22 protein-coding genes are annotated in these 24,570 nt (G+C 34.9%); 13 read left to right on the top strand and 9 right to left on the bottom strand.

All coding sequences use genetic code 11. The annotated features are described in order from the left end of the window. Positions 1 to 69 precede the first annotated feature (69 nt). The 3 genes from ACXAGJ_RS05690 to ACXAGJ_RS05700 all read left to right on the top strand — a co-directional run bounded on the left by ACXAGJ_RS05690 (position 70) and on the right by ACXAGJ_RS05700 (position 1,538). Positions 70 to 432, top strand: coding sequence for a VOC family protein (locus ACXAGJ_RS05690; RefSeq protein ID WP_474837918.1), 363 nt, complete (start codon positions 70 to 72; stop codon positions 430 to 432). A gap of 69 nt (positions 433 to 501) precedes the next feature. Continuing rightward, positions 502 to 1,167, top strand: coding sequence for a DUF2461 domain-containing protein (locus ACXAGJ_RS05695; protein ID WP_474837920.1), 666 nt, complete (start codon positions 502 to 504; stop codon positions 1,165 to 1,167). Between the two features lie 2 nt (positions 1,168 to 1,169). Next, the gene (locus tag ACXAGJ_RS05700) at positions 1,170 to 1,538 is read left to right on the top strand and encodes a TfoX/Sxy family protein (RefSeq protein ID WP_474837922.1); all 369 of its coding nucleotides are present in this window, start codon (positions 1,170 to 1,172) and stop codon (positions 1,536 to 1,538) included. Positions 1,539 to 1,543: 5 nt separating this feature from the next. On the opposite strand, the gene ACXAGJ_RS05705 is transcribed toward ACXAGJ_RS05700, so the two are convergent. Then, a complete protein-coding gene (locus tag ACXAGJ_RS05705; RefSeq protein WP_474837924.1) occupies positions 1,544 to 4,480 on the bottom strand; it encodes a T9SS type A sorting domain-containing protein in 2,937 nt (978 codons plus the stop codon). Positions 4,481 to 4,707: 227 nt separating this feature from the next. Between ACXAGJ_RS05705 and ACXAGJ_RS05710 the strand changes: the two genes are divergently transcribed. The 5 genes from ACXAGJ_RS05710 to ACXAGJ_RS05730 all read left to right on the top strand — a co-directional run bounded on the left by ACXAGJ_RS05710 (position 4,708) and on the right by ACXAGJ_RS05730 (position 9,077). After that, positions 4,708 to 5,925, top strand: a complete 1,218-nt coding sequence (locus tag ACXAGJ_RS05710) for an ABC transporter permease (protein ID WP_474837926.1) — start codon at positions 4,708 to 4,710, stop codon at positions 5,923 to 5,925. Next, complete coding sequence (locus ACXAGJ_RS05715; protein WP_474837928.1) at positions 5,922 to 6,590, top strand: ABC transporter ATP-binding protein; 669 nt, start codon at positions 5,922 to 5,924, stop codon at positions 6,588 to 6,590. The genes ACXAGJ_RS05710 and ACXAGJ_RS05715 overlap by 4 nt, the downstream gene beginning before the upstream one ends. Positions 6,591 to 6,617: 27 nt before the next feature. Then, complete coding sequence (locus ACXAGJ_RS05720; protein ID WP_073319891.1) at positions 6,618 to 7,004, top strand: thiol-disulfide oxidoreductase DCC family protein; 387 nt, start codon at positions 6,618 to 6,620, stop codon at positions 7,002 to 7,004. 94 nt (positions 7,005 to 7,098) lie between these two features. Next, entirely contained in the window at positions 7,099 to 8,718 is a 1,620-nt protein-coding gene (locus tag ACXAGJ_RS05725) for a helix-turn-helix domain-containing protein (protein ID WP_474837931.1), read from the top strand. A gap of 200 nt (positions 8,719 to 8,918) precedes the next feature. Then, positions 8,919 to 9,077 (top strand): hypothetical protein, encoded by a 159-nt coding sequence (locus ACXAGJ_RS05730; RefSeq protein WP_474837933.1) that lies wholly within the window; start codon positions 8,919 to 8,921, stop codon positions 9,075 to 9,077. 107 nt (positions 9,078 to 9,184) lie between these two features. Here the strand turns inward: ACXAGJ_RS05730 and ACXAGJ_RS05735 are convergent, their stop codons facing one another. The 7 genes from ACXAGJ_RS05735 to ACXAGJ_RS05765 form a co-directional block, all read right to left on the bottom strand. Continuing rightward, a complete protein-coding gene (locus ACXAGJ_RS05735; protein WP_474837935.1) occupies positions 9,185 to 10,492 on the bottom strand; it encodes a TlpA family protein disulfide reductase in 1,308 nt (435 codons plus the stop codon). A gap of 48 nt (positions 10,493 to 10,540) precedes the next feature. Beyond that, positions 10,541 to 10,765 (bottom strand): hypothetical protein, encoded by a 225-nt coding sequence (locus ACXAGJ_RS05740; RefSeq protein ID WP_474837937.1) that lies wholly within the window; start codon positions 10,763 to 10,765, stop codon positions 10,541 to 10,543. A gap of 27 nt (positions 10,766 to 10,792) precedes the next feature. After that, positions 10,793 to 11,011, bottom strand: coding sequence for a hypothetical protein (locus ACXAGJ_RS05745; protein ID WP_474837939.1), 219 nt, complete (start codon positions 11,009 to 11,011; stop codon positions 10,793 to 10,795). Between the two features lie 15 nt (positions 11,012 to 11,026). Continuing rightward, complete coding sequence (locus ACXAGJ_RS05750) at positions 11,027 to 11,269, bottom strand: hypothetical protein (RefSeq protein ID WP_473284636.1); 243 nt, start codon at positions 11,267 to 11,269, stop codon at positions 11,027 to 11,029. A 35-nt stretch (positions 11,270 to 11,304) separates the two neighbouring features. Then, positions 11,305 to 12,903 carry a vitamin K epoxide reductase family protein gene (locus tag ACXAGJ_RS05755; protein ID WP_474837941.1) on the bottom strand — a complete coding sequence of 533 codons (1,599 nt, stop codon included), beginning with the start codon at positions 12,901 to 12,903 and terminating at the stop codon, positions 11,305 to 11,307. A gap of 250 nt (positions 12,904 to 13,153) precedes the next feature. Continuing rightward, on the bottom strand, positions 13,154 to 13,420 hold the full coding sequence (locus tag ACXAGJ_RS05760; RefSeq protein WP_474837943.1) for a hypothetical protein: 267 nt from the start codon (positions 13,418 to 13,420) through the stop codon (positions 13,154 to 13,156). Continuing rightward, positions 13,404 to 13,943 (bottom strand): hypothetical protein, encoded by a 540-nt coding sequence (locus ACXAGJ_RS05765; RefSeq protein WP_474837945.1) that lies wholly within the window; start codon positions 13,941 to 13,943, stop codon positions 13,404 to 13,406. The genes ACXAGJ_RS05760 and ACXAGJ_RS05765 overlap by 17 nt, the downstream gene beginning before the upstream one ends. 530 nt (positions 13,944 to 14,473) lie before the next feature. On the opposite strand from ACXAGJ_RS05765, the gene ACXAGJ_RS05770 reads away from it, so the two are divergent. From ACXAGJ_RS05770 to ACXAGJ_RS05790, 5 genes are all read left to right on the top strand, one after another. Next, positions 14,474 to 16,075 (top strand): tetratricopeptide repeat protein, encoded by a 1,602-nt coding sequence (locus tag ACXAGJ_RS05770; protein ID WP_474837947.1) that lies wholly within the window; start codon positions 14,474 to 14,476, stop codon positions 16,073 to 16,075. A gap of 176 nt (positions 16,076 to 16,251) precedes the next feature. Next, positions 16,252 to 16,449 (top strand): hypothetical protein, encoded by a 198-nt coding sequence (locus ACXAGJ_RS05775; RefSeq protein WP_474837949.1) that lies wholly within the window; start codon positions 16,252 to 16,254, stop codon positions 16,447 to 16,449. 202 nt (positions 16,450 to 16,651) lie between these two features. Next, the gene (locus ACXAGJ_RS05780) at positions 16,652 to 17,869 is read left to right on the top strand and encodes a lanthionine synthetase C family protein (RefSeq protein ID WP_474837951.1); all 1,218 of its coding nucleotides are present in this window, start codon (positions 16,652 to 16,654) and stop codon (positions 17,867 to 17,869) included. A gap of 21 nt (positions 17,870 to 17,890) precedes the next feature. Beyond that, entirely contained in the window at positions 17,891 to 20,134 is a 2,244-nt protein-coding gene (locus ACXAGJ_RS05785; protein WP_474837953.1) for a lantibiotic dehydratase family protein, read from the top strand. Beyond that, the gene (locus ACXAGJ_RS05790) at positions 20,127 to 21,020 is read left to right on the top strand and encodes a thiopeptide-type bacteriocin biosynthesis protein (protein ID WP_474837955.1); all 894 of its coding nucleotides are present in this window, start codon (positions 20,127 to 20,129) and stop codon (positions 21,018 to 21,020) included. The genes ACXAGJ_RS05785 and ACXAGJ_RS05790 overlap by 8 nt, the downstream gene beginning before the upstream one ends. Here the strand turns inward: ACXAGJ_RS05790 and ACXAGJ_RS05795 are convergent. Then, the gene (locus ACXAGJ_RS05795; RefSeq protein ID WP_474837957.1) at positions 21,015 to 24,473 is read right to left on the bottom strand and encodes a CHAT domain-containing protein; all 3,459 of its coding nucleotides are present in this window, start codon (positions 24,471 to 24,473) and stop codon (positions 21,015 to 21,017) included. The genes ACXAGJ_RS05790 and ACXAGJ_RS05795 overlap by 6 nt on opposite strands. Positions 24,474 to 24,570: the final 97 nt, after the last annotated feature.

A 24,570-nucleotide genomic window follows, 5' to 3' on the forward strand; every position in this document is an offset into this window, starting at 1 on the left:
AAATATACTTTTTTTGAAACTTGTTATCCAATATCTTTGAGTAGTTATTAATCAAAAATCAACAATACTATGTCTAGTGCAATTAGCTGGTTTGAAATACCAAGCACCAATTTTGAAAGAGCCGTAAAGTTTTATAACGAACTTCTTAACGTAGAGTTACAACCCTTTGAAACTGAATTTAAAATGGCCTTTTTTCCTTATAAAGATGGAGGAGTAGGAGGTTGTGTTACTCACGGTAACGGGAACAAACCATCTCAAGAAGGAACCTTTGCTTATCTTAATGGAGGAGACGATCTATCGGTACCATTAGCTAGAGTAGAAAAAGCAGGTGGTAAGGTCTTGATGCCAAAGACTTCACTTGGGGAGAATGGTTTTATGGCTATATTTCTGGATACGGAAGGAAATCGAGTAGCTTTTCATTCAATGAAATAATAAAGTTATTAGGTCTACCGGTCTTTACGCTCAAATGTCGGTAGAACTAAAGTATGTAAACAACAAAATATGCAGTATTTCACAGAAGATTTTATAAACTTTTTCAAGGAGTTGGCGCCCAACAATCATAAAGAGTGGTTTCATGAAAATAAAAAGAGATACGAATCGAGTGTCAAAAAACCATTTACTGAGTTTGTGGGTAAGATGATCGAAGAAATACAGAAAATAGATGCAGACCTTATGATCGAGCCTAAGGATTGTATTCTTAGGATTAATAGAGATATTCGATTCTCTAAAGACAAAACTCCTTATAATTTACATTACACCGCGTTTATTTCCAGAGTAGGCAAGAAGGACAAAAGTATTCCAGGTTTTTTTGTCCGCTTTTCGCCAGAAATGGTTGGCATTATGGGGGGATGTTTTGGTCCGGATAAGGAGCAGCTTTTTAAGATTAGAACAAAAATCAAGGAGGACCCAAAAACGTTCCATAAGCTTATCGAAGAGAAACAATTTATAGAACACTTTGGAGAGCTAAAAGGTGAGGCAATGAAACGTATTCCTAAAGAATGGCAACAAGCGATAGAAAAGGAACCGTATATTGCGAATAAACAGTTTTATTTTGTGACCGAAAAACCATCGGATTTGATCTTGAGTGAGCAGTTGATTGAAGAGCTGATCGGATATTGGAAAATCATGCAACCACTGAATGACTATTTAACCAAAGCAATACAATAATTATGGCATACAACGAATTTTTGGCAGACCGAATTCGTCAGATATTTAGGGAAGAACGTATTGGTTTCTTCGAGAAAAAAATGATGGGAGGTTTATGTTTTATGGTTGATGATAAGATGTGTTGTGGGATACATTATGATAAAAAGAAGGAGATGGATTTGCTTATGGCCAGGATCGGACCCGATGCTATGAACGAAGCCATGCAAAAAGAAGGGTGTCTTCCTATGGATTTTACGGGTAGGCCCATGAAGGGTTTTGTCTTTGTCTCTCCAGATGGTTTTGATCTGGATGACGATCTTGAATATTGGGTACAATTATGTCTTGCCTTCAACCCCTTGGCAAAGAGTAGCAAAAGCAAAAAGAAATCATAAACCTTCTAGTTTCTTACCAACTTTCTAATGGTGGTGCCCTCTGAAGTTTCGATTTTCATAAAGTATACCCCAGACTTCAATGTAGAAATATCTATAGAAGTATTGGTGGTCTCAAATACTTTTCTCCCGTGATTATTATAGATAGCAATATCGATTACCGAGGGAAGAGTAACATGAATCATCCCTTCCGAAGGATTTGGATATAACTTAAAGTCAGACAAACTGTTTGCGATATTGATCGTTACACATTCAGATCTGTTTGTACAACCGTTTATAGTGATGTCTACGGCATAAGATCCATTTTCTGAAATAGTAAACGAAGCGTTGGTTTCGTCAGCCACTGGAGAGTCGGTATCACAATTTATCCATTGATAGGTTGCTCCTTCCAAACTATTTACTGAAATGGTTGAGGAATCATTTTCGATAGCCACATTTGGGAGTGGATGGATCGTAATTTCTGCCGAACTACTATTTGGGCAAAGACCAGCAGTGGTATACGTAATTGTATATGTATCTGGAGTACTATTGGCAAGGTCGATTACTCCTGTATCGGGATCAACACTTAACCCAGAGTCAGCACTAAAAGTTCCTCCTGTGGTTCCAGTAATTGTAGGTACAGGATTGGATTCGTTACTACAATAGCTGTTGGCTGTATAACTAAATGTTGCATCTTCCTGTTGGAGAATAGTGATCTCTTGATCGCTACTGTTTGGGCATGTACCGGATGTAGTATAAGTTACTGTATAGGTATCTGGTGTACTATTAGCAATATCGATCACCCCAGTATCCGGATCAATACTTAATCCTGATGTTGTGCTAAAGGTCCCTCCTGAGGTTCCGGTAATCGTTGGTGTCGGATTGGCATCGTTACTACAATAGCTACTGTCTGTATAACTGAATGTAGCATCCTCCTGTTGAATAATAGTGATTTCCTGATCACTACTATTTGGGCATGTACCGTTGGTAGTGTAAGTGACTGTGTATATTGATGGAGTACTGGTTGCAAGATCAATTGCCCCAGTGTCCGGATCAATACTCAACCCTGTAGCAGCACTAAAGGTTCCTCCTGTGGTTCCGGTAATTGTAGGTGCTGGATTGCTATCATCACTACAATAGCTACTGTCTGTATAACTAAACGTAGCATCATCTTGTTGGATGATAGTGATTTCTCGATCACTACTATTTGGACATGTACCAGAGGTAGTATAAGTCACTGTATACACATTAGGAGTACTATTGGCAATGTTGATCACTCCAGTATCTGGATCGATACTCAATCCAGAAGTAGAAATGAATGTTCCGCCGGTAGTTCCCGTAATCGTTGGTGAAGGATTTGGATCGTTACTACAATAGCTACTGTCTGTATAACTAAACGTAGCATCATCTTGCCGGATAATGGTGATTTCCTGATCACTACTGTCTGGGCAAGTACCATTGGTAGTATATGTAACCGTATACGTATTTGGTGTACTGTTTGCAATGTCAATCTCTCCAGTATCTGGATCAATGCTTAATCCCGAGGTAGCGCTGAATGTCCCCCCTGTAGTTCCTGTAATAGTAGGAGATGGGTTGGAATCGTTTGAGCAATAATCAGTATCAGGATAGCTAAACGTAGGATCATCTATCGCATTAACCGGAATCGTAATTTCTACACAAACAGTTGTGCTTTCATCAATACAGGTCAAATCCCCGTCTTCTCCTCTAATATAATATGTGGTTCCAGGTGCTGTAGGCGTTACTTCAAAAGTAGAAGTATTTGTGGTAGTTGTTCCCAAAAGAGTACCTCCACAAGAATCTGTGTAAATCGACCAGGTAGAAGCAATATTAAGGTCTCCAGAAATAGTAATGGTAGAAGTTTCTCCCTCGCAAGTAACAGGAGTGGCAGTTACCACAGGAGTGCTGGGCGCAACGCAAACAGGTACTTGTCTGAACCACGCAAATCGCGCAACATTAAAACTTCCAAGAATAGCATCTTTTAAACCGTCACCATTTACATCTCCAAAGTCTATGGTTGCAAAGCTTCCTATTTCTCCTCGAGTCAATTCACCATTAAAAAGTAGTTGCGGGTCATCAAATTGTGGTTCTGTAACAGTTCCTATGTTTTCAATCCATCGCACAAAACCGGTATCGATCATAAAGAACATATCAAAATCCCCGTCTTTGTCAAAATCTTCAAAAATAGGAACGGGGACGTCCATATTGGTATAAGCATCTTCATCGCTCCATGGGCTATCGGCTTCAGACTGGCGTTCGAAAACAGGATTTTCAGGATCACCCGTATTCAGGAAATAGGTGAGTTTATCACTTCCTAATGCTACTAAATCCAAGTCGGTGTCATTGTCCAAATCCACAAAACCCAAACCAGGGAATTCTGCCACTTCAATATCGTTTAACCCAGGGATCCCATCAGGGACATATTCAAAAACTGGAGTTTCGGGAGTACCTACATTTCGGTAAAACAAAATATCATTATCCCGATCACCCTCATAGTCATAATCGGTACCAATAAACAGGTCTAAATCTTCGTCATTATCAATATCTACTAGTTGAGGTCTATTCTGATTTCTAAAGGGGTTATCTCGATCAATCCAAAGGGTATCCAAGGTCGGTATCGAAGCCGCTACCCAATTAGGGGCAGTTGGCGTCCCATCGTTTTCATAATAGTGTACGGTACCTCCCTGGCTTCCAGAGATAAAATCCAAATCGTCATCTCCATCCAAGTCTCCTAGTACCGCAGATTGTAAACGGCCAAAAGTAATTGGTGTGCTGGGGATATCGGCCACGTCCAGTCCAGCAGGCTCCGGACCAGGTCCGGTAGAAGTACCGTCTGGATTGTTTAGTAAATTTCCTCCTCTAAACTCCCAGCTGATATAATCGGCTTGTGCAGACAACAATTGCCCACCAATAAGAAAAATTAAAAAACAGCGTAATAGTTTATCCATAACTATAGATTTAATTTTCAATACAATTCTGATTAACAACGGGGGGAAGAAATGATTAACACATTAAAATTACGTGATAACCGTAGCGCAAAAGTAATAATTTGATTATTCCTAGCAATATAAAATCAAAGTTAATGTATATTTATTAGCAACATAGAAATAAATTGTATTTAAATAGCATAGAAATGTCACTGTAATCTATAGAAAACTTACCCGACCTAACAGATATGTCTACACCAATATATTCTAAGACCAACTTATTTATCGCATGGCAATATTTGTCTGCGCGTAAGAAGCAGAGTTTTTTGGCGATGTTGGGAGTCATGCTGGGAGTAACGACCTTCATAGTTATGATCAACTTTATGACTGGGGTGAATGATTTTTTGGATGATGCTGTTTTTAATGGAAGTCCAGATATTATTGTTGCTTCAAAAACTGAAGCGGAGTCGTCAAAACAAGTTTTTGGAAATCAATTAAAAACTATTGCCGATGTACAGCGAATAGACAATCTCCTTTCAAAGAACGAAAATGTAGAGTCTTTTGCATATCAATTGATTACTCCGGCAATTTTGGTAAGTAGCTCCACACAATTACCGGGGAGTATTAATGGAGTATTTCCAGATCAAGAACAACAGATGGTAGATCTGGAACGACGATTGATCGAAGGGAATGGGTTTCAAAGTTTGTTGGAAGAAAATGCTATTCTATTAGGTATAAGTTTAGCGAATCGTTTGAAGGTATCCGTTGGAGATGAGCTTAAAATGATTCTTCCCAATGGCAAAAATGTGAAGCTTAAAGTATCCGGGATTTTTAGTTTTGGGATTACCACCATAGATAATGTACGAACATATTTTTCGGCTTCAACCTTACAAAAATTATTGGGCCAGAATCAAAAAATTACCCATGTACATGTCAAGTTAAAAAACCGGGACGATGTGAGTTTAAAACACAAAATAGTAGAACAAATAACATCAATTGCTGCCGAAGATTGGAAAGACAGTAATAAAACCATTGTTATTGGTAATAAGGTTCGAGATATTCTCACCTGGTCGGTTTCTTTTGCTTTGTTGTTGGTTGCTGGATTTGGGATTTTTAATATTCTGAACATTACCGTGATTCAGAAAAGAAAAGATATTGCAGTGTTAAAAACGATGGGATATTCGAGCAAGGATATTGTTTTTATCTTTTTGGTGCAATCCCTAATCATAGGATTGATTGGCGCAGTACTAGGGTTGTTGTTTGCCTATGTCATTTGTTATATGATTTCTACAACACCATTAGACACTTCAGATTTTATTATTGTAGAAACATATCCTATCAACTTTAAGCCTATTTATTTCTGTATGGGATTTGCCTTTGGGGTGTTGACCACGATTTTGGCAGGATATATCCCTTCAAAAAAAGCGAGTAAAGTAGACCCGGTAACCATTATCAGAGGATTATGATCATTAAAGCATCACATATCGATAAATATTTTGATCAGCCAGAACGGCATCAGGTATTGCATGAGGTTTCTCTGGAAATAGCTCAAGGAGAATTGGTTTCGATCTATGGTGAATCAGGAAGTGGCAAATCGACTTTTTTGTATATACTTTCAACTTTGGACACCGATTTTGGAGGAACGCTATGGGTAAAAGATCAAAACATTAAGGATCTGTCGGCTGGAGATCTTACCGATTTTAGAAATCAACATATCGGTTTTGTATACCAGTTTCATTATTTGTTACCAGAGTTTGATGTGTTGCAAAATATCATGTTACCTGCCATGAAGATGGGGGCCAAAACCAAAGAAGAAATCAAAGAAGACGCACTGTTACTTCTGCAAGAAGTTGGGATGCAAGAATTTGCCAAGCGTCCTTCGTATCAATTATCTGGAGGACAACAACAACGCGTAGCCATAGCAAGAGCATTAATTAATAATCCTGATTTGATTGTTGCCGACGAACCTACAGGGAATCTAGATCAAAAAAATACCGAAATGGTCTTTGATTTGCTCAAAAAAATCACCGAAGAAAAAGGCAAAACGGTGATCATGGCAACCCATAATTCAAAAATTTACCAAAATTCTCACCGTGCGATTGAAATGATTGACGGATCCGTTCGACTATAGATGCATAACAAGTTAAAAACCAATGTTATGGAAAATCTAGCAAATAAAAGTGTAATTATATTCGACGGCGAGTGTAACCTATGTAATGGGGTTGTAGGGTGGTTATTAAAATTTGCCCCAGAAGAGATTTTTCAGTTTATACCTTTTCAATCTCCACAAGGTCAAGCTTACCTAAAACAATATGGATATCCATTAGAGCAGTTAGAAACAGTAATTTTGATCGATCAAAATGGAGCGCATACCCATTCTGACGGGTTTTTAAAAATTGTTTCCAAAATCCCAAGATGGAAGTTAGCCGCAGCATTATTGGCTTTTGTACCTAGAATGATTAGAGATGGGATTTACAAAATAGCTTCTAGAAATAGAGTACGATGGTTTGGGCAATCCAGCAGTTGTACTATTACTTTCAGATAGACGTAAACCTCTGGATTACATTTCGTTTAGATGCCTGCCATCTGATATCAAAAAGTAAATTCTTACTTTTGGGTAATCACATCAACACACTATCATGCAGGGCTCTTCTATACGATTTGTAGATTTCTTTTCTTGTTTGTTTTTCCTTCTCTTAGGAATGCAGCATGCGTTTGGACAAGAACAATCCCTGGCACTTGCAGAGCAATATTATCAAAAAGGGAAGGCGCTATATCATGAAGAAGCTTATAAAGAGAGTGTTGCCGTTCTGGACAAAGTAGTAAAGATTGCTCAAGAAGTCAACGATAGCTTATTACTTTGTAAAGCGGTTACTGCCAAAGGAAGTTCATTTTTGATGAACGATCAAAATCAAAAAGCACTCGATGCCTATTATAAAGCCCTTGAAATTGCTAAAGCCCTGAAAAATTATGATCGAGAATTAATGGCTAACTCAGGTCTGGTATTGGTGTATAAAAAAACCAATCAATATGATAAAGCATTAGCTCTTTCCAAAGAAATTTTACGGTCTATTGATCAATCTTCTTTCAAAAACACAAGAAGTCATGTTAGTGCTATTACTGTGAGTATAGAGGTGTATCTAGATACGGAGCGATATGATTCTGTATTGCACTATGCTGAGCAAGGGATTGACCTCAGCAAGTCACTGGATTACAAAGAAGGGTTAGTGGATTTGTATATCAAAAAAGGGGTGGTTTTTTATCATCAAGGTCAATATGAAGATGCATTAGCTCTATTATTTAAGGCTGAAGAGATTTTGCAAAATAATGAAGTACAAAACAGATTCTATCCTACGATCAACTGTGCCTATTTCATCGCCAGTTGCTATTACAAACAAGGGCAGTATGATCAAGCGATCACAAGATTACTTGACAATATCAAAGCTTCAGAACAAAAAGATTTGTTTAATCTGCCAGTACTACAATCTCATTTATTGCTTGCCAACTGTTATGCTGCTCAACAAGATTTTGAGAGTGCCTTATTGTGGAATACCAAATACGTAGAACTTAATGAAGCTAATCAAAAACGAAAAACAGCAACGATCAACAAGATCTATCAAAAAGAAGCGCAAGTATTGCAAAAAGGAATTGTAGATTTACAGGATGCACATCGCAAAAACGAACGTGTCAAAACCTATGGGTATTTTCTTGCCATATTACTTTTTATAATACTTTTTATTGGAGCCGTACTTTATTTCAAAAAACAAAAAACAAATAAATTACGATTTGATCGTTTACTGCAAAAAATAGATGATTTGGAAACGAAAGAACATGAGGTTACAGACAAAAAGGAAACTACCAAACCAATTCTTATCGATGACGAAAAAGTTATGGATGTCTTAAAAGGATTAGAGCGATTAGAGGCTCAGGAATATTATTTGCGATTAGATTGTAATTTGAGATCGGTAGCCAAAAAAGTAAAAACAAATTCTACCTACTTATCAAAGATTGTAAACATACATCAGCAAAAGAATTTTAATGAGTATATAAGAGATCTTCGAATTGAGTATGTGTTGAAAAGGTTGAAAAATGATAAAAAGTTTAGATCTTTTTCTATAAAATCCATAGCCAACGAAATTGGATATAAGAGTGACTATTCTTTTGCCAAACATTTTAAAGCCAAAACAGGTTTAAATCCATCCTATTATATTAAGAACCTTCAAAAACAGGAAAAAAGTATAGAGAATATAATTTCATGACTAACAAGAAGGTGAATTTTACAAGAATTTTTTTACAAAAAGAAAGGACCTGATTAGCAACCCTATTTTAAACAAATTAGGGTTGTCAAATTACTATTAGTGAGTGTAAAAAATTATATTAAGTCCCTTATAACTCGATACCTGTAACTAGGGAAACACTGATAACACCAGTAATTTTTTAATTAAAGTAGTAGATCATTATGAAAACTCAAAAACAAAACAAGATGGTGCTCAAAAAGCTTACTATAGCAAGCATTAATACTCAAAAGCTGCGCTTGATTAAAGGAGGAAGCAGTATACCTCCAGAAGCAGAACCTACCATAAAACGACCTGGTGGGCCTTGTGTTCAAGTTTATTAATCCAACAATAAATTAGAAAACCTGCAATGCTGCAGGTTTTTTAAATAATACTTTATAAATACTATAAATAAGCTATAAAAGAACTCCTATTTAATAAACCAAAGTTATTAGTGATTGTTTATTATTTTCTCTATCTTTTCTAATCCAGGTCTTCCTGTATCTCTATATATAATTTCTAAATCTTTGTTAATTAATATAAATGTAGGATATGCTTCTATAGCAAAGTTTTTGATTAATGAGGGTTTCTTTTCTGTACCGCTTTTTGCGTTACCCTGCACAAAAACATGATCCCAATCCATTTTATGCTTATTGATATATTTTAACAAAGGCTCTATTTTTCTGTCATAGGCTACACTAAGTAATGATAAATTATCATACTGTTTGGACATTCGCACTAAATCAGGAGTCAGTTCTTTACAAGGCCCACACCAGGTTCCCCAAAAATCAATTAACACATATTCCTTATCCTTTAAGAGATCACTTATTTTTCTTTCATATCCGGTAATACTTTTATACATAAAATCTACTGACTTTTCTCCTTTGAGATATCCCCATTTAGGAGCTTTAATATTTAACTTTTTTATAAATAAAGTGTCCCATATAGGAGTAATACTATCAATTACATAATATAAACCTTCTAAATTAACGCTGTCTTTCATCCTATAATAGCGTTCATTAGCAACATGATGCCCATCTTTATAAAATGCTATTCTAGGCTTGTTAAATCCTTTGGTTACATTTACAACATATTCTTGCTGTTCTAAATTTAATTTACCTCTCCAATCAATCTGATAATATAATTTAGTATCAAAAATATCATTAATTATTCTTGGCCCTGCTTTTTCAATTTGTTCTTTACTCCAGTATTTTTGATGATCTAATTTGTAGGGTATAGGCTTTACTTTAAGCTGTTTTTTTGAAATGCCTTTACCGTCAAAATCATCATAAGTTATAGTAACAAAAGGAACACTATTTTTTATTGCAGGTTCATCAAAAATACGATGCTTAAAATCTTGGTTAAAATAGACTATGGTATCATCCTTAAAAGAATAATTATTATTTGCGTCAACAACTATAAACTGCTTATCGTTTCTATATCCATTGACTACATAAACACCTCTTTGCAAAGTATCAAAAGAATAACTTAAACTATCTAACAATTTTGTCTTATGTAGAGCTTTTAGTTTTCTTTGGTTTAAAAAATCCACATAACGAATATCTAAAGTATCGGCTTGTGGTAAGTCTATTAAAAAAGATGGTAAAGAGTCAAATCTTCGTGAAGGTTGATAAGTCCCGGCTTTTTGATTTAATACATTTTTTGCCTGATTCTCTTTTAAAACAATTCTATGCGTCAAACTTTTTTCTTGACAAGAAGTGAGAATAAATAATAAACTAACAACAAATAAGTATTTCATAATAATAAAATTTAATAAGGAGTGCTTACGCACCCCTTAAATTTATGATTATGCTTCTGCACAATCAACTTTCATAATATCAGTTTGACAACCTACATCGTCTATGGCATTACACCAGCTACCCGTACAAACGACTGCTTGACCTGTAGAACAACTAGCAATACAGGGAGCACCTGAATTTCCATCTAAATCAGAATGTTGTTCTCCACCTCCTTTTACATTTTTAAGGCTTTCTCTAGACAACCATTGTGCGTTTTCAATTTTAAAATTCATAATCAAATATAATTAAAGTTAAATATTTCAACAAGCGTGTAAGGTAACACCGGGTTCAACACCGCAACCTACTAGATCGGTCGCCCAACAATCACCACCTTGGCAAACTGCTGCTGATCCATTACCACAATCAGCAACACAAGAAGCAAAATCTGTTTTTCCATCTAAAGAAGAGTGTTGCTCACCTCCTCCAAAAATGTACTTCAGTTGATCTCTGTCTAATCTATTTTTTTTCAAGTTTTTCATAATATAAAATTTAGGTTATGCTACAATACAATCTTGGTGCTCAAGGTCACTTTTACAACCCACATCGTCGGTAGCTACACAGTTTTTACCACTACAAGTTACAGGCTCCGCATTGGTGCAACTAGCAGTGCAACCAGCTACAACATCTCCATCGAGAGTTAAATGCACTTCACCTCCTCCACTTACGTTTTTAAGGTGTTCTCTTGATAGCAATTGAGTATCTTCAATTCCCATCAAATTCAAAAAATCTGAATTCATAAATATTAAATTTAAATTAAACAATGATTTACTTTTTAAATCAATACATCTAATAAATCCTTAACCGTGTATTCAGTGGGCAGAACATGGTTGTTGATGTATATCGTAGGCGTGTGTGTTATTTTCTCTTTTTTGCACCAATCAAACATTTCCTGAAGTTTTTGAGTTTGTTGATCGAGTTCTCCGTTTAAAGGATATTTCCTAGAATATAGCTCGTAATCTTTATGCTCGTTCAGGTACCAATCATCAAGAGCTTTATGGATAAGCTCCGTGTTCGATAATGCCATTAAATGCCTTGCAGGTAAAGAGTTTTTATTTTCTTTTTTTGGGCTGGAGGTAAAAATAATTTGTAATTGTATTTTTCCTGATTGTACCAATTTCTCTAATATAGGATGTGCTTGAGCACAAGGGTTACAATAAGGATTACAAACTTTGGTGACTTTATAAGGAGCATTATTACTACCTAACAATATTCCTAAATCTGTCGAGTTATGTTCCATAGATTTTGTAGTGGATAGCAGCCCCTGGAAAACATTGGGATTGTTTTTAAACTTATTGAAACTTCTTTGTATAATTTGTTTACGTTTTTGATCTAATAGAATCGGCTTTACACTCTTCCAGGTTAATATGATTGTAGAAAAAAGAGCTACAAACACAACGATATCCCTAATGGAAAACATTGGATAATAGTTGCCAGTCGTAACAGAAAGCATAAATTCTCCAAACAAAACAGATTGAATAGCAATACACATGGAGCACCATTGTTTTATCTTAAAAAACTGATACCACAATGAGAAAATAATTATAGGTAAGGAAAGTATGCCTAGAATGTTTACTATTGAAAGGGCACTTAGGTTTGAGCCAAAAATAAGTAGATAAATAAAAGTACTTGCAAAATACGCAAACCCTATTTCGCTCCAATTCAAAAGGTTTCCTATGATTTGGGAAGGCTTAGAACTCAGAACCGCATCACAATTTACTTTTTTACTGGCAGAGCAAAATTGTTTTACAACAGGATTATGTTTATCGACCTCGTACCAAAGTAAAACAAGACTTATGAGTATTCCAATAATTTTAAGAGCAGTAAATGATAGATAGATAATAAGATGATTGGTAGTGTCTATTTTAAAAGATGATGTTACAATCCAAAAAATAACAGCAACACTAATAAAAGATGCTAACGCAATGTTCAACCTTTTCAGAACTACATTTTCTCTATATTTTTCTTCACCCGATTTTTCATTAACATTTGCAAATAGTACTACACCGGTCCAAATCTCTATAAATTGATTTGTGGACAATGAAGTGTATTTGTTTTGTTGATCATAAAATTTTATCTCTTCATTATTTATTTTATTAATGACGATAAAATAGTCTTGACCATTTTTATGTATTTGGGCTAAAAAAGGATCTTCTGCCGTACTTATTTGATCGAAGTTAATTTTTGCAGGAATGACTTGAATATTCCAGCTTTCTAAAGCATCCGAAATCGATAACAGAGATGGGTGATTAGGATGCTCTAAAATTTTGTCTTTTATAGTTTTTAAAGAAACTTTAACCTGTAGTAATCGAGTAAGTTTCGAAGTAACCAAAACACAATTATCATAAGAGTAAGATGAGAAAGAAAAACTCATAATATTTTCATTTGTTATTATTAGACATACGATTGTAATCCATTTAGAATCACATTTAAAAGCAAATGGGTTTAGGTAGGATAAGAACCCATTGATACGGCTTACATAAAGTTAGAATAGTGTTCTTTAGTCATCTTATTACAACATCTTATGAATTTTGCTCTTCCAATACGTTGTGAAGAGATAACTTTTGTATCACAATACTACAACACAAGAGTTTCATTTTTTGAAACTCAAAAAAATATTTTAATTAAGTACTGGAAGACATTATGTTTCTTGGATCTTTGTTATAGAATCCAAACTGAAAATGTACGCTTTCTTTGTATATAAAGCTTTCTCTGTTATAGTCATATTCTACGGGTGCATCTAGAACTTTCATGGTATTGATTAATCGGTACAAAGAGGTTTTAGAAATTCCTAGTTGTTTTGATAAATATTCTGGGCACCCTGTAGCTTCCAACCGTATAAGTTGATCGATACGGGTTATAAGTTGTACTTGTTTAATAATCAAATTCATTTTGTTTCTTTTTATTGCTGATTTTTGACGCACGTGACGATGTGTTTACCTTACTAGATAAGTACCCCTCCCCACCTGTATATGTAATTTGGGGTACTGTAATTGTTAAAGATTCACGTAAGTTTGTCAGATAGAGTACTAAATGTATAGAAGTACCTAGTAACTTTGTCACAAGATGCTCTATACCGATAGATTTACCCACCACAATTAGGGGTGGATATACATTATTACTATCTGATCGCTCAATAATTGTAATCAGTACTACCTTTAGGAACTGCTCGTATTCATTTTTGGATCGATACCGCTCACTTTTTACCCGATCTACTAGAAATACTAAGGTAGTAGATGGTTTTTCTTCAGTGAGCTTTGGGGTATTTGTGGTTTGTGTAAAACGTGCTTTTAATAATTCATGAGCACTTTGTGCATCTTCCATTGGCATTTTGCGAGCAGCATCGGCCAAGTTATAGATCAATAGTGCTACTCGATATACCTCGCTACCTGTAATCATTTGGGTATCTTTCATTTGGCTAAGCAAGCTTTCTAGTTCCAGGATGATTGGATCTAATTGTTCAAAGAGTTTTAAATCCTTTTTTGCTTCGGTAGCATAAAGAGCTTCAGGTATCCATTTGGGTTTTCCTTCCAGAATATGGATGCTGTCTTCAGCAAAAATTTTATTGGCACTATTGATCTTTGGTAAGCTTTTACGCTCATTAGGAGTTAGATTTTGTAAAAATCAAATTCGCTTTTTAGTTGACTGATATTTTATTGTATAGCCATTACTTCTTCTTCAGTAAGTACTTTACTAATCCTATTGTTTTCCTTCATTACATTTGTTGTTTTAAAAATTAAGGATGAATTGCATGGCCATGCTATTTATAATCAAAAGTATATCAAGAAAAAGGTAGAATACAAGTAAAACAAGTCGGATTTTATAAAATCCGACTTGTTTAACCAATGAATAAGGAGTTGATTTTCAATGGTTTGTTTTGTTTTTGTTCAATCTTTTTCTTAATGGAAATGAATTCTTATTTTTAACAAAATATTGTGATAACGATGGGTTTAAGTACCAAAAAAAGATGGGATTTACAATTGTACTTATGTTGCGGTATCTGTCTATCTACATTTAAAATAGGGTGTTGTCAACAAGCCAAGATAGATGAGGTTATGTCCCATTACCATGAGGGTAGAGAACTGTATTACGTTGAAGAGTATAGGAAAAGTATTGAATCATTTGATAAGGCTTTGGTGCTTGCAAGGGAATTAAAGGAAGATAGTCTTATTTGTAAAGTTCTTACCAGAAAAGGACATTCATATTTATTAGATGGAGAATATCAAAAAGCGTTAGACTCATATTATCTATCGTTGGATATAGTCCAAAACATTGGTGATGTAAGACAGGAAATAATTCTTTTGTCTGGTTTAGTAACTACTTTGAAGAGAATGGGGCAATTAGAAGAAGCGCATAAGCTTACTACTAAAATGATCAATTTAGTTGATAAGTCTACATCTTTTAGCAAAAGCAATCATGCGCGGGTTTTAACTACCGCAAATGAGATATATATGGCATTAGAACAATACGATTCGGTTTTATATTTTGCTGACAAAGGAATTGAAATATCAAAAGAAATAGATTTTAAGCAGACTTTAGTGCACCTATATATTGAAAAGGGCATGGCATATTACTATAAAAGTGATATAGACAAGTCTTTTAATTATTTGCTGAAAGCGAAAGATCTGTTGAATAGATATAAAATTAGTCAAGATTTTTTCCCAACGGTTTTAGTGAATTATTATTTAGCGAGTTGCCACTATAGTCAAGAGAACTTTGATAAGGCAATTGCGTATTTATTTAAAAGCATCGATTTGGCCGATGAACAAGATCATAAAAAAATGTTCGTAATTCAGTGTTATTTGTTATTGGCAAATTGTTATGGAGAGCAAAAGGATTTTGAAAAAGCATTAAAATACAACAAGGAGTATATACGATTAAATGCATCCTATGAAAAGGAAAAAGATGCGACAGCAAACAAGATTTACGAAAAGAATGCTAAGATATTACAAATGAACTTAAAGCGTTTAAAAATGGAGCGTAAGAGTGAGCTGAAAATAAAAAAGTACACTTATACTGGTTTATGGTTAGTCTCAATATTATTGTTGACGTTGAGTTTGATCTACATAACAAAACAACGATCAAATAAGTACATCTTTAATGATTTGATGGCTAAAATTGATTTATTAGAAAATCAACAACAAGAACTATCTGTAAAAGGTAAATCGGCTGCAGCTGTGGTTATCGATGATGAAAAATTAACTTCCATATTAGAAAAAATAGATCAACTGGAATTAGAGCACTATTTTTTACGTGTAGACTGTACCTTAACTACAATGGCGAAAAAGTTAAAAACCAATGCCACGTATTTGTCTAAAATAATTAATACCCATAAAGAAAAAAACTTCAGTAGTTATATCAATGATTTACGAATTGACTTTGTGGTAAATCGATTAAGACAAGATCCTGTATTTAGGAAATACAAAATAAAAGCCATCGCCCAAGAAGTAGGTTTTAAAAGTGCGGAGTCTTTTGCAAAATCTTTTTATAAACGTACAGGACTTTACCCCTCTTATTTTCTTAAACAACTCCAAAGAAAAGTATAGTTATCTCTTCCCAGTCTGAATGTATATTATCGTAGGTGTTATGAGCCATTTTCACCTCCCTGTTTTATTCAAAATTCGGTTTTTTGTTTTTTTAATTTATCTCATAACTGTTTACCTTGAGATCAAGTGTGTATCGAAAACCTTACAGAGTGGGTAATTCAATTAAAATTAATATCATGAAAAAATCATTAAAAAGCTTAAAGCTGAAAAAAGAAACTATAAGTGTTTTGAGTGGTGGTCATATTCGAGGAGGTTCAAATCTAACTGGAACGGGGGCTTTAACACTTGATTGCAATTCTAATGGTTGTCAAACACAAATATGTGGTAACTCAGTGCCTATTCATCAAGGAGGGATAGGCTGCGTAGCGAAATAAGTTAAGATGAAAATAAAAACCTCTGATTTTTTCAGAGGTTTTTTTGGTCCAAAACTAAAAAAGAATTAATCGCCCAATTTTCATGAATTTCGTGTGGTTTTATTTTTCATTTACGAGATAGTCTAGTACTTTGTGAAGCGAATAGACACAAATCTGGTTTGTGCATAGTAACAAATCCTTAATGAACGACATATAATAGTATATGAGCACAAAAAAAGAATTAGAAAAAAAGCTTGACGAAATCTATAGGGCTTTACAGAATTATCAAACCGAAAATCAGAATATAGGAGTTTTAGCAGGGGTATCTGGAGTTTCCTTATTTCAGTTCTATTATGCCAGATATAAAGACTCTGAAGAAGCTGCAGACAAAGGCGCCGAAATTATCTCTCAGGCTGTAGAATCGATTAGCAACGGATATACATTTCCTACTTTTTGTTCAGGAATAGCTGGTGCTGCCTGGGTATTGGATTTTTTGAGTGAACAGGAGTTTGTGGATATAGATAACGATGAGTTGTTGGCTGATCTTGATCTTTTTTTGCTAGAAGCTATGAATGGGGATATTGAACGTAATTATTTCGATTTTTTACATGGAGCTACAGGATATGGATTCTATTTTTTAAAGCGATATCAAAATACCCAATCTCCAGAACTTAAAGAGCGATACAGAAATAATGTAAATACATTAGTTCAAGCTCTTTGGGAGGCTGCACAAAAGGAAGAAGATGGTAGAATATGGTGGGTTTTTGATCTCAACGTAGAAGAAGGTACCAAAGGAGGAAATCTAAGTCTTTCTCACGGAATGTCTAGTATCATCAACTTTTTAAGTAGAGCTTATCCCCATGATGACTTCAAAGAAGCTGCAGGTAAGATGCTTGATGGCGCACTTCAATATATGTTAAGCCATAAAAAGGAAGACCTTAATCAATCGTCCTGGTATCCTAGTTGGGTACATAAAGATGTACCAAAAGAAGGTAATTCACGATTAGCTTGGTGTTACGGAGACTTGGGAATTGGCCTGTCGATGTGGCGAGCGGGATCTGTACTCAACAATGAAACTTATAAGAATGAAGCATTGGCCATGGTAAAAAATTCTACCAAAAGGAGAGACCTTAAAGAAGCCGTAGTATTAGATTCTGGGCATTGCCATGGTGCTTGCGGTGTTGCGAATATTTATAATCATATGTTCCAAGAGACAAAGGAAGCCTCATTTCAGGAAGCGGCTGATTTCTGGTTAGATGAATTGCTAAAAATGGCAATACATAAAGATGGAGACGCTGGATTTAAACAGTGGAGAGGGGATAAGAAAGAATGGATGAATGAACTAAATCTTTTGGAGGGAATCTCTGGCATTGGCCTTACCCTCATCTCTTTTTTGGCTACTTTTGAGACCAAGTGGGACGAATGTTTACTAATTAGCTAATGCACATCGCGAAACAGCATTATGATTTATAAAAATTTCCCTAAGTACGTATTACGGGTCCCGTTGTTTTCTTTTTCTTTTTATCAGGAAGTCACAAAGGATGCAACACTTTCTGATGAAACTTTGCAAAGCATCTGTAAAGATCCGATAATAAAAGAAGCTATTTTCCTTGCTTCACCTTCTCTTTATTCTGAATTCGAAAAATGGTTACAAGGTAATCTCAAAGATCCGGATAAAGCAGATCGAATGAAATATTCGGTGCTCAAATACATAAGTCGTATGTCTTCCCGTTGCACACCTTTTGGTTTGTTTGCAGGAACAGCAGTTGGTACCTTTTCTGATGCAACTGTCTTGGATCTACACCATAAATCCAAAAACAAACGACATACGCGATTAGATATGAATTATCTGGTAGCCTTGTCTCAGCATATCGTAAAAGACGAGCAAATTCGATCGCAATTATTGTTTTATCCTAATACCAGTATTTATGAAACGGGACATCAGTTGCGGTATGTAGAATACAATTACGTAAATAGTAGAAGGATACATCATATTGTAGCGGTAGAACATTCGGAGTATTTACAAAAGGTACTAGAAAAAGCCAAAGAAGGGGCTCTGCTCAAAGATCTGGCGGTGTTGTTGGTAGATGATGAGATCACTATAGAAGATGCAACAGATTTTATAGGAGAATTGGTAAATAGTCAATTGTTGATTAGCGAACTCGAACCTTCGGTATCTGGACCAGAATTTCTAGATCAAATCTTACCTGTTTTAAAAAGGATAGATGGCACAGAAAATTTGATCACTACTCTAGAAAATGCACAACGAGTCTTAAAAAAATTGGATAGCGAAATAGGTAATGACCCTCAAAAATATATTGAACTTAGCGAGTATTTAAAGGAACTCGAAGTAGGTTTTGAACTCAAATATATGTTTCAGACTGATATGGTAATTACACCACAGGTAAATACCTTGGATCAAAAATTACTGCATCGGGTCAGAAAAGCAATTACGTTACTAAACAAAATCTCTATTCCGCCAAGAGAAACGTTGATGACAAGGTTTCAAAAGGCATTTTATGAAAGATATGAAAATAGAGAAGTCCCCCTTTCTAAAGCATTAGATGTAGAATTGGGTATTGGGTTTTTACAAAATCAAGGAGCAGGAGATATCAGCAAAATTGTAGATGATTTGATATTGCCTGGCCAAAATAGTGGTGTCCAGACTAAAGAAATTCAGTGGTCACCGGTGCATGCTATTCTTCAGAAAAAAATGATGCTTGCTTTACAAAAAGGGGAACGTATCATCCAGCTTACCGATAAGGATTTTGAAGGATTTGAGGCTCGTTGGGATGATTTACCAGATACGATGTCGTCGATGGTAGAAATTATTACCGTAGATGGAGAACAGAAGATAGTGATGTCGAGTGTAGGAGGATCCAGCGCAGCTAATCTGCTGGGGCGTTTTTGTCATGGGGACGAAGAACTGCGACAATACACTCAAGAAATCATAGATATCGAAACTCAGGAAAACCCAGATCAGATTTTGGCTGAGATTGTACACCTTCCAGAGTCTCGTGTTGGAAATATCCTAATGCGTCCTGCTTTTAGGAAATATGAAATTCCTTATTTAGCAAAATCTATAGTCGCTCCTGAAGATCAGTTAACCTTGGATGATTTGATGATTTCAACCAATCATGATAGTAAGGTGTTGCTGCGATCAAAAAAGCACAACAAAGAAGTATTACCTCACCTTACCAATGCCCACAATTACTCGGCAGATCCTTTACCTATTTATCAGTTTTTGGCAAATATGCAAACCCAGCGGATGCGATCAGGATTAGGATTTTATTGGGGCCCCTTGGCAGACGAATCTGATTTTTTACCAAGAGTAGAGTACAATGGTGTTATTCTATCTGAGGCTGTATGGAACATTCACACCAAGGATATAAAGACTTTGGTAGAAGCACAGCCAACTTCGGATCAATTTGTTGCTCTTTTAGAAGATTGGGTCAATCAACAAAAATTACCCAACTACGTATTGTTGGCAGATGGCGACAATGAGTTGTTGATCAATACAAAAAATACAACCTCTGCTGCTATGTTGTTGCATACAGTTAAAAAAAGGTCTTCATTTAAATTGAAAGAGTTTTTACATGATCAAAATGGAGTTGTAAATGAAGGTGATCAAGCATATACCAATCAGGTAGTACTTTCATTCTACAACGAGCAAAAGCTAAAAAATACAAGAACTACAAATGAGTAATACACAACGATCTTTTATCATAGGGGACGAATGGTTATACTACAAACTCTATACAGGACCCAAAACGGCAGATTTGGTACTTGCTCAGATCATCAAACCTGTTACCGATGATTTATTGGCCAGAGGTGTGATTGATAAGTGGTTTTTTATTCGTTATGCAGATCCCAAACACCATATCCGGGTTCGATTTCATTATACAGATATCAACAAAGTAGGAGAAATTATTAATGCCTTGCAACCGTCTTTGGCAACCTATATCCAGCAGGATTTGATCTGGAAAATACAAATCGATACGTACCAGCGAGAGATTGAGCGTTACGGGGAACAAACCATGGAAGTGTCTGAAAGCCTTTTCTTTTATGACAGTAAGATGATGGTGGATTTTTTGGATATGATTGACGAAGAAGAAGGAGAAGAATTACGCTGGTTGTTTAGCATTCGGGCAATGGATACCTTACTTGATGATTTTGGGTATGACGAAGATCAAAAGTTGGCATTGATGGAACAGCTAAAAATCGGATTTGGGAAGGAGTTTGGGATGAATAAGTTCCTGAAAAAGCAAATGGATAAAAAATTTAGAGAAGAGCATGAAAAGATAAAGGAGTTTATGGTGTTTACCAGAGATAATAATCCTGATTACGCTCCTATTATTGATGTGTTGGAAACCAGAAGTGAACAAAATAAAACTGTCATTGCAGAAATTACTTCACAGGTAGATAAAAATCGATTAGATAATTTGATGAGCAGTTATATCCATATGCTGATGAACCGCTTATTTAGATCCAAAAATCGATTACACGAAATGGTGCTTTATGACCTACTATTTAGAACCTACAAAGTAGCCTGGGGTATCCGAAAGTTTAAGCAAAAAGCCAAAACATCATGAAGCAGGATGTGATTTTTTTCTTTTTAGCCAAAGCCCAAAGAAAATGATTAATAATATTCCTATTCCTAATCCCCAGTACCAGATGGTGTTTTGTGAAAAATGCATAGGAGTGCTATCGCCAACTAGATAAAAGGCTCCCCAGTAAAATGGATCTGTTCGATTAATATTTGCTGTGTTTAAATATTGTAATTTGGCCTGTTGTAATGCTTTGGCCTTACTCATTCCTGCTTTTAGGTGGGTATAGAAATACTTCATCAAATCTGGAGTAGTTTGGTCAGAAACATCCCAGCTGTTCAATAACAAACTCTTGGTACCCGCATATTGAAATGCACTCCCCAAACTCATTATACCTTCTCCTGTAGCTATTTTTCCTGATCCAGTATTACAGGCACTCAATACGGTTAGTTCTGCCGGAATATTTAATGCAAACAACTCATGGCTATACAATAAATCATCTTCTATGGTATCTTTACTTTTTGTAAAGTATAATCTCGAGTTTTCTGGTCGTTCATGATCTAATTCTCCATGTAAGGCTAGATGTAAGATGTTATAGGTTGAAGCGTTTTTTTTGAAATTTGCTTCAATCGCTTCTGCGCCATAAAAGTACTGTCCTTCAATAATATCGGCTATGGCTCTGATTTCTTGTCGAGTTCCTGGTAAATCGTCATCTGTTCCTCTCAAGGTGGCCAGGCTAATTATATTTGTACTAGTGGTTTGTGTACTGTCTGAAAAAGAGAAGGCCAGGCATTCTTGTAAGGGAGCTGCAGTTTCGTTTTGAGAAAGCTTGCTAAACAACAAATTAGCAGCGTTGACATAAGTGATGGCGTAATCCTTTAACAAATAAGAGAATTGTTTTGGATTATTTGAGACTTCCTTTTTAGTAAGTAATAACTCAAAATTAAGATGCCATAATGGTCCGTCGGGAATGATGATCAATTCGTCTCCCTTAAATAAATCTGATACAGGGGATATCAGTTGATAGTAAAGTTCATAACCAATAGTTTTATATTCTTGGGTGTTTTTGGTAATAATGGCGTTCCGGAAGCTTTCTATCTTTTGTTCAAGATGAGGTGTGGTTAGGGTTTTGACCACAATATCATTTTTTGAGATCACAAAAGTATAGGTGGTGTTACTGGTAGTAAAAAACTCTAATAAGCTAGCTTGATCTGTAAGTTGTTGTTGTATTTCTTTTATAGATATTGTACTTTTTTGATGTTTGAGTTGGTAGTATTTAGGATACTCTTTTTCTAAAAAAGTAATCAATGAATCTTGCCTTAGATTGATATCAAATAATCGGTTTTCATAGTCCCGAAGTCTTAGCGTATCTACATTAGCTTTGGATTGTTCTTTGGTAATTGATGATTGATAAAAAGCGTGATTGATACGAAGCTCTTTTTCAAGATCAAGAATATTACTAGGTAATCCCGTAAAACTTTTGGCATTGGCGTTTCTCAACAATTCTTTTAATGTATTTGCTCGACTTTTTTCAATATGATAAAAAGCTTTGCTAATATGTTCTGGGTCTTTTGTTATCTTGTGTAATAGTAATTCAGTTTCAATAGCTCCCTTGTAAACTTCTCTAGCATTTTGGGCAAAAGTCACTTTGTCTTGATAATTCGTTAGTGTTTGTCGAATTGAGCCGATTAAGGTATCTGCTTTTTGATAGGTAATGATTGCTTTTTTAAGACGATCTATATTTTTATCTTTTTGATATAGTTTGATTAAAGTTTTACCCTTCCCTTCCAACGAGATTAAGGCTTCATTTTTGTTTAAATACGGAATACTATTTCCCTTTGTAATTGTGGTAATGGCCTCGTTATAATTATTAAGGGCTTTTTGGTAATCTTTTTTTTGTAAATAAACCTCTGCAATTTTATTGTAGAAAAAGGAAATAGGTACTTCACTACTGTATATATTTTTATGGATGGTAAGGGATTTGAAGTAATAAGATAGAGCTTGGTCAAAATTGCCAAGTTCTTTTTCAAGATTTCCTATTTTTTCATAAGAAAGAGCAATATGTGGATGAACATTTTCAAGATTATTTTGATTGACCTTTAGATTATTGGTATAGCATTGGAGTGCTTCAGGATACTTTCCCATTTCTAAATAAATATCTCCTAATACAAGATTAGAATTAGCTACTTTGGGGTGATTCTTATCAAAGAATTTTAATATTATCGATGAAGCTTTTTTATTATAGAAAATGGCTTGCTCATAATTTTTTTTAAACCTATGTGTAATAGCCATATTTTGATAGGCTGTTGCCGTTTGATAATGATTTTCACCAACGGTACGTAACGAAAAATCCATGGATTTTTTTAAATATAAAAGCGATTGCTCATAATTACCCATGTCCTGATATTTTGTGCCAATACTATTGTAGATTTTTGCGATGTTGGGGTGATTTTCTTCCTTAGAAAGATAAATGTCTAATGCTTTTTGTAAATAGTCTATCGAAAGGTCAAACAAACCTATATTGCCGTATAACAAATTAAATCCATAATAACCATTAGCCACATTAATACTATTTGTTCCAAATAGTTTAATATAACATTTTAAGGCTGTAGTATAATGATATTCTGCCAACTTATATTTCCCTATATCCTTGTAAAAATTACCTAATCCGTAATGAGAATGTGCAATATTTTCTTGATTTTCAGTTCCACTTTTTAGTTTTATATCTAATGACTTTTTTAAGTGAAATTCGGCTTTTTCATGGTTGGACAGATAATTATATGTAACCCCTAAACTATTATGTCCAAAGGCCGTTCTTAAATGATTTTTGCCGTATTCTTTTTCATCATTTTTTAATTCTTTTTGATAGTATTCTATAGCTTGCTGATATTTTCCTTGCCTTCTATATACCTTTGCTATTCGACCAAAAGAACTTCCTGTAGTAACATGATCTTCTCCTAGGGTTTCGATTCGTATGACCAAAGATTTTTGATAATATTCCAAGGCTTTTTCAATATAACCTTGTCGATGATTGAGTACTCCAAATTTATCATAAGACAAAGCGATGTCAGGATGATTTTCGGGATAGATTTTTCTTCGGATTTCTATAGCCTGTTTAAAATACTCCTCTGCTTTTTTAAAATCAGAAACGCTTTGTTCATAATAATGCCCAATGTTGTCATAAGCGTACGCCTTTTGACGGTTATTGGCTGGTAAATGTTGATTAGAAATTTCCAAAGCTTTATTGGCATTTTTCAAAGAGCTTTCGAAATCCGAAGTCAGTTTTTGTGTATTTGCAATCTTATTGTAACAACTCGCTGCCTTTTCCCAGACATTCGCTTTTTGATATTCGGGAATTGCTTTTTGATATAGTTGGATAGCATTTTTATACTGTCCCTCCCGTAATAAGGAATCGGCTTGTTTAAAAAAGGTGGAGGCTATAATAGTATCATTTTTGACTTGGGCATTTAGAAATGATAAAGCAAAAAATAATATCATAAAGAAGAGTGACGATAAAACTTTATTAAGATGCATAGGTGTGATATTGACGATAAAAATGATTAGAGGATTAAAAAATGTATTTATCCTTCATTTA

The organism is Aquimarina sp. AWH4_224 (genome assembly GCF_056160245.1).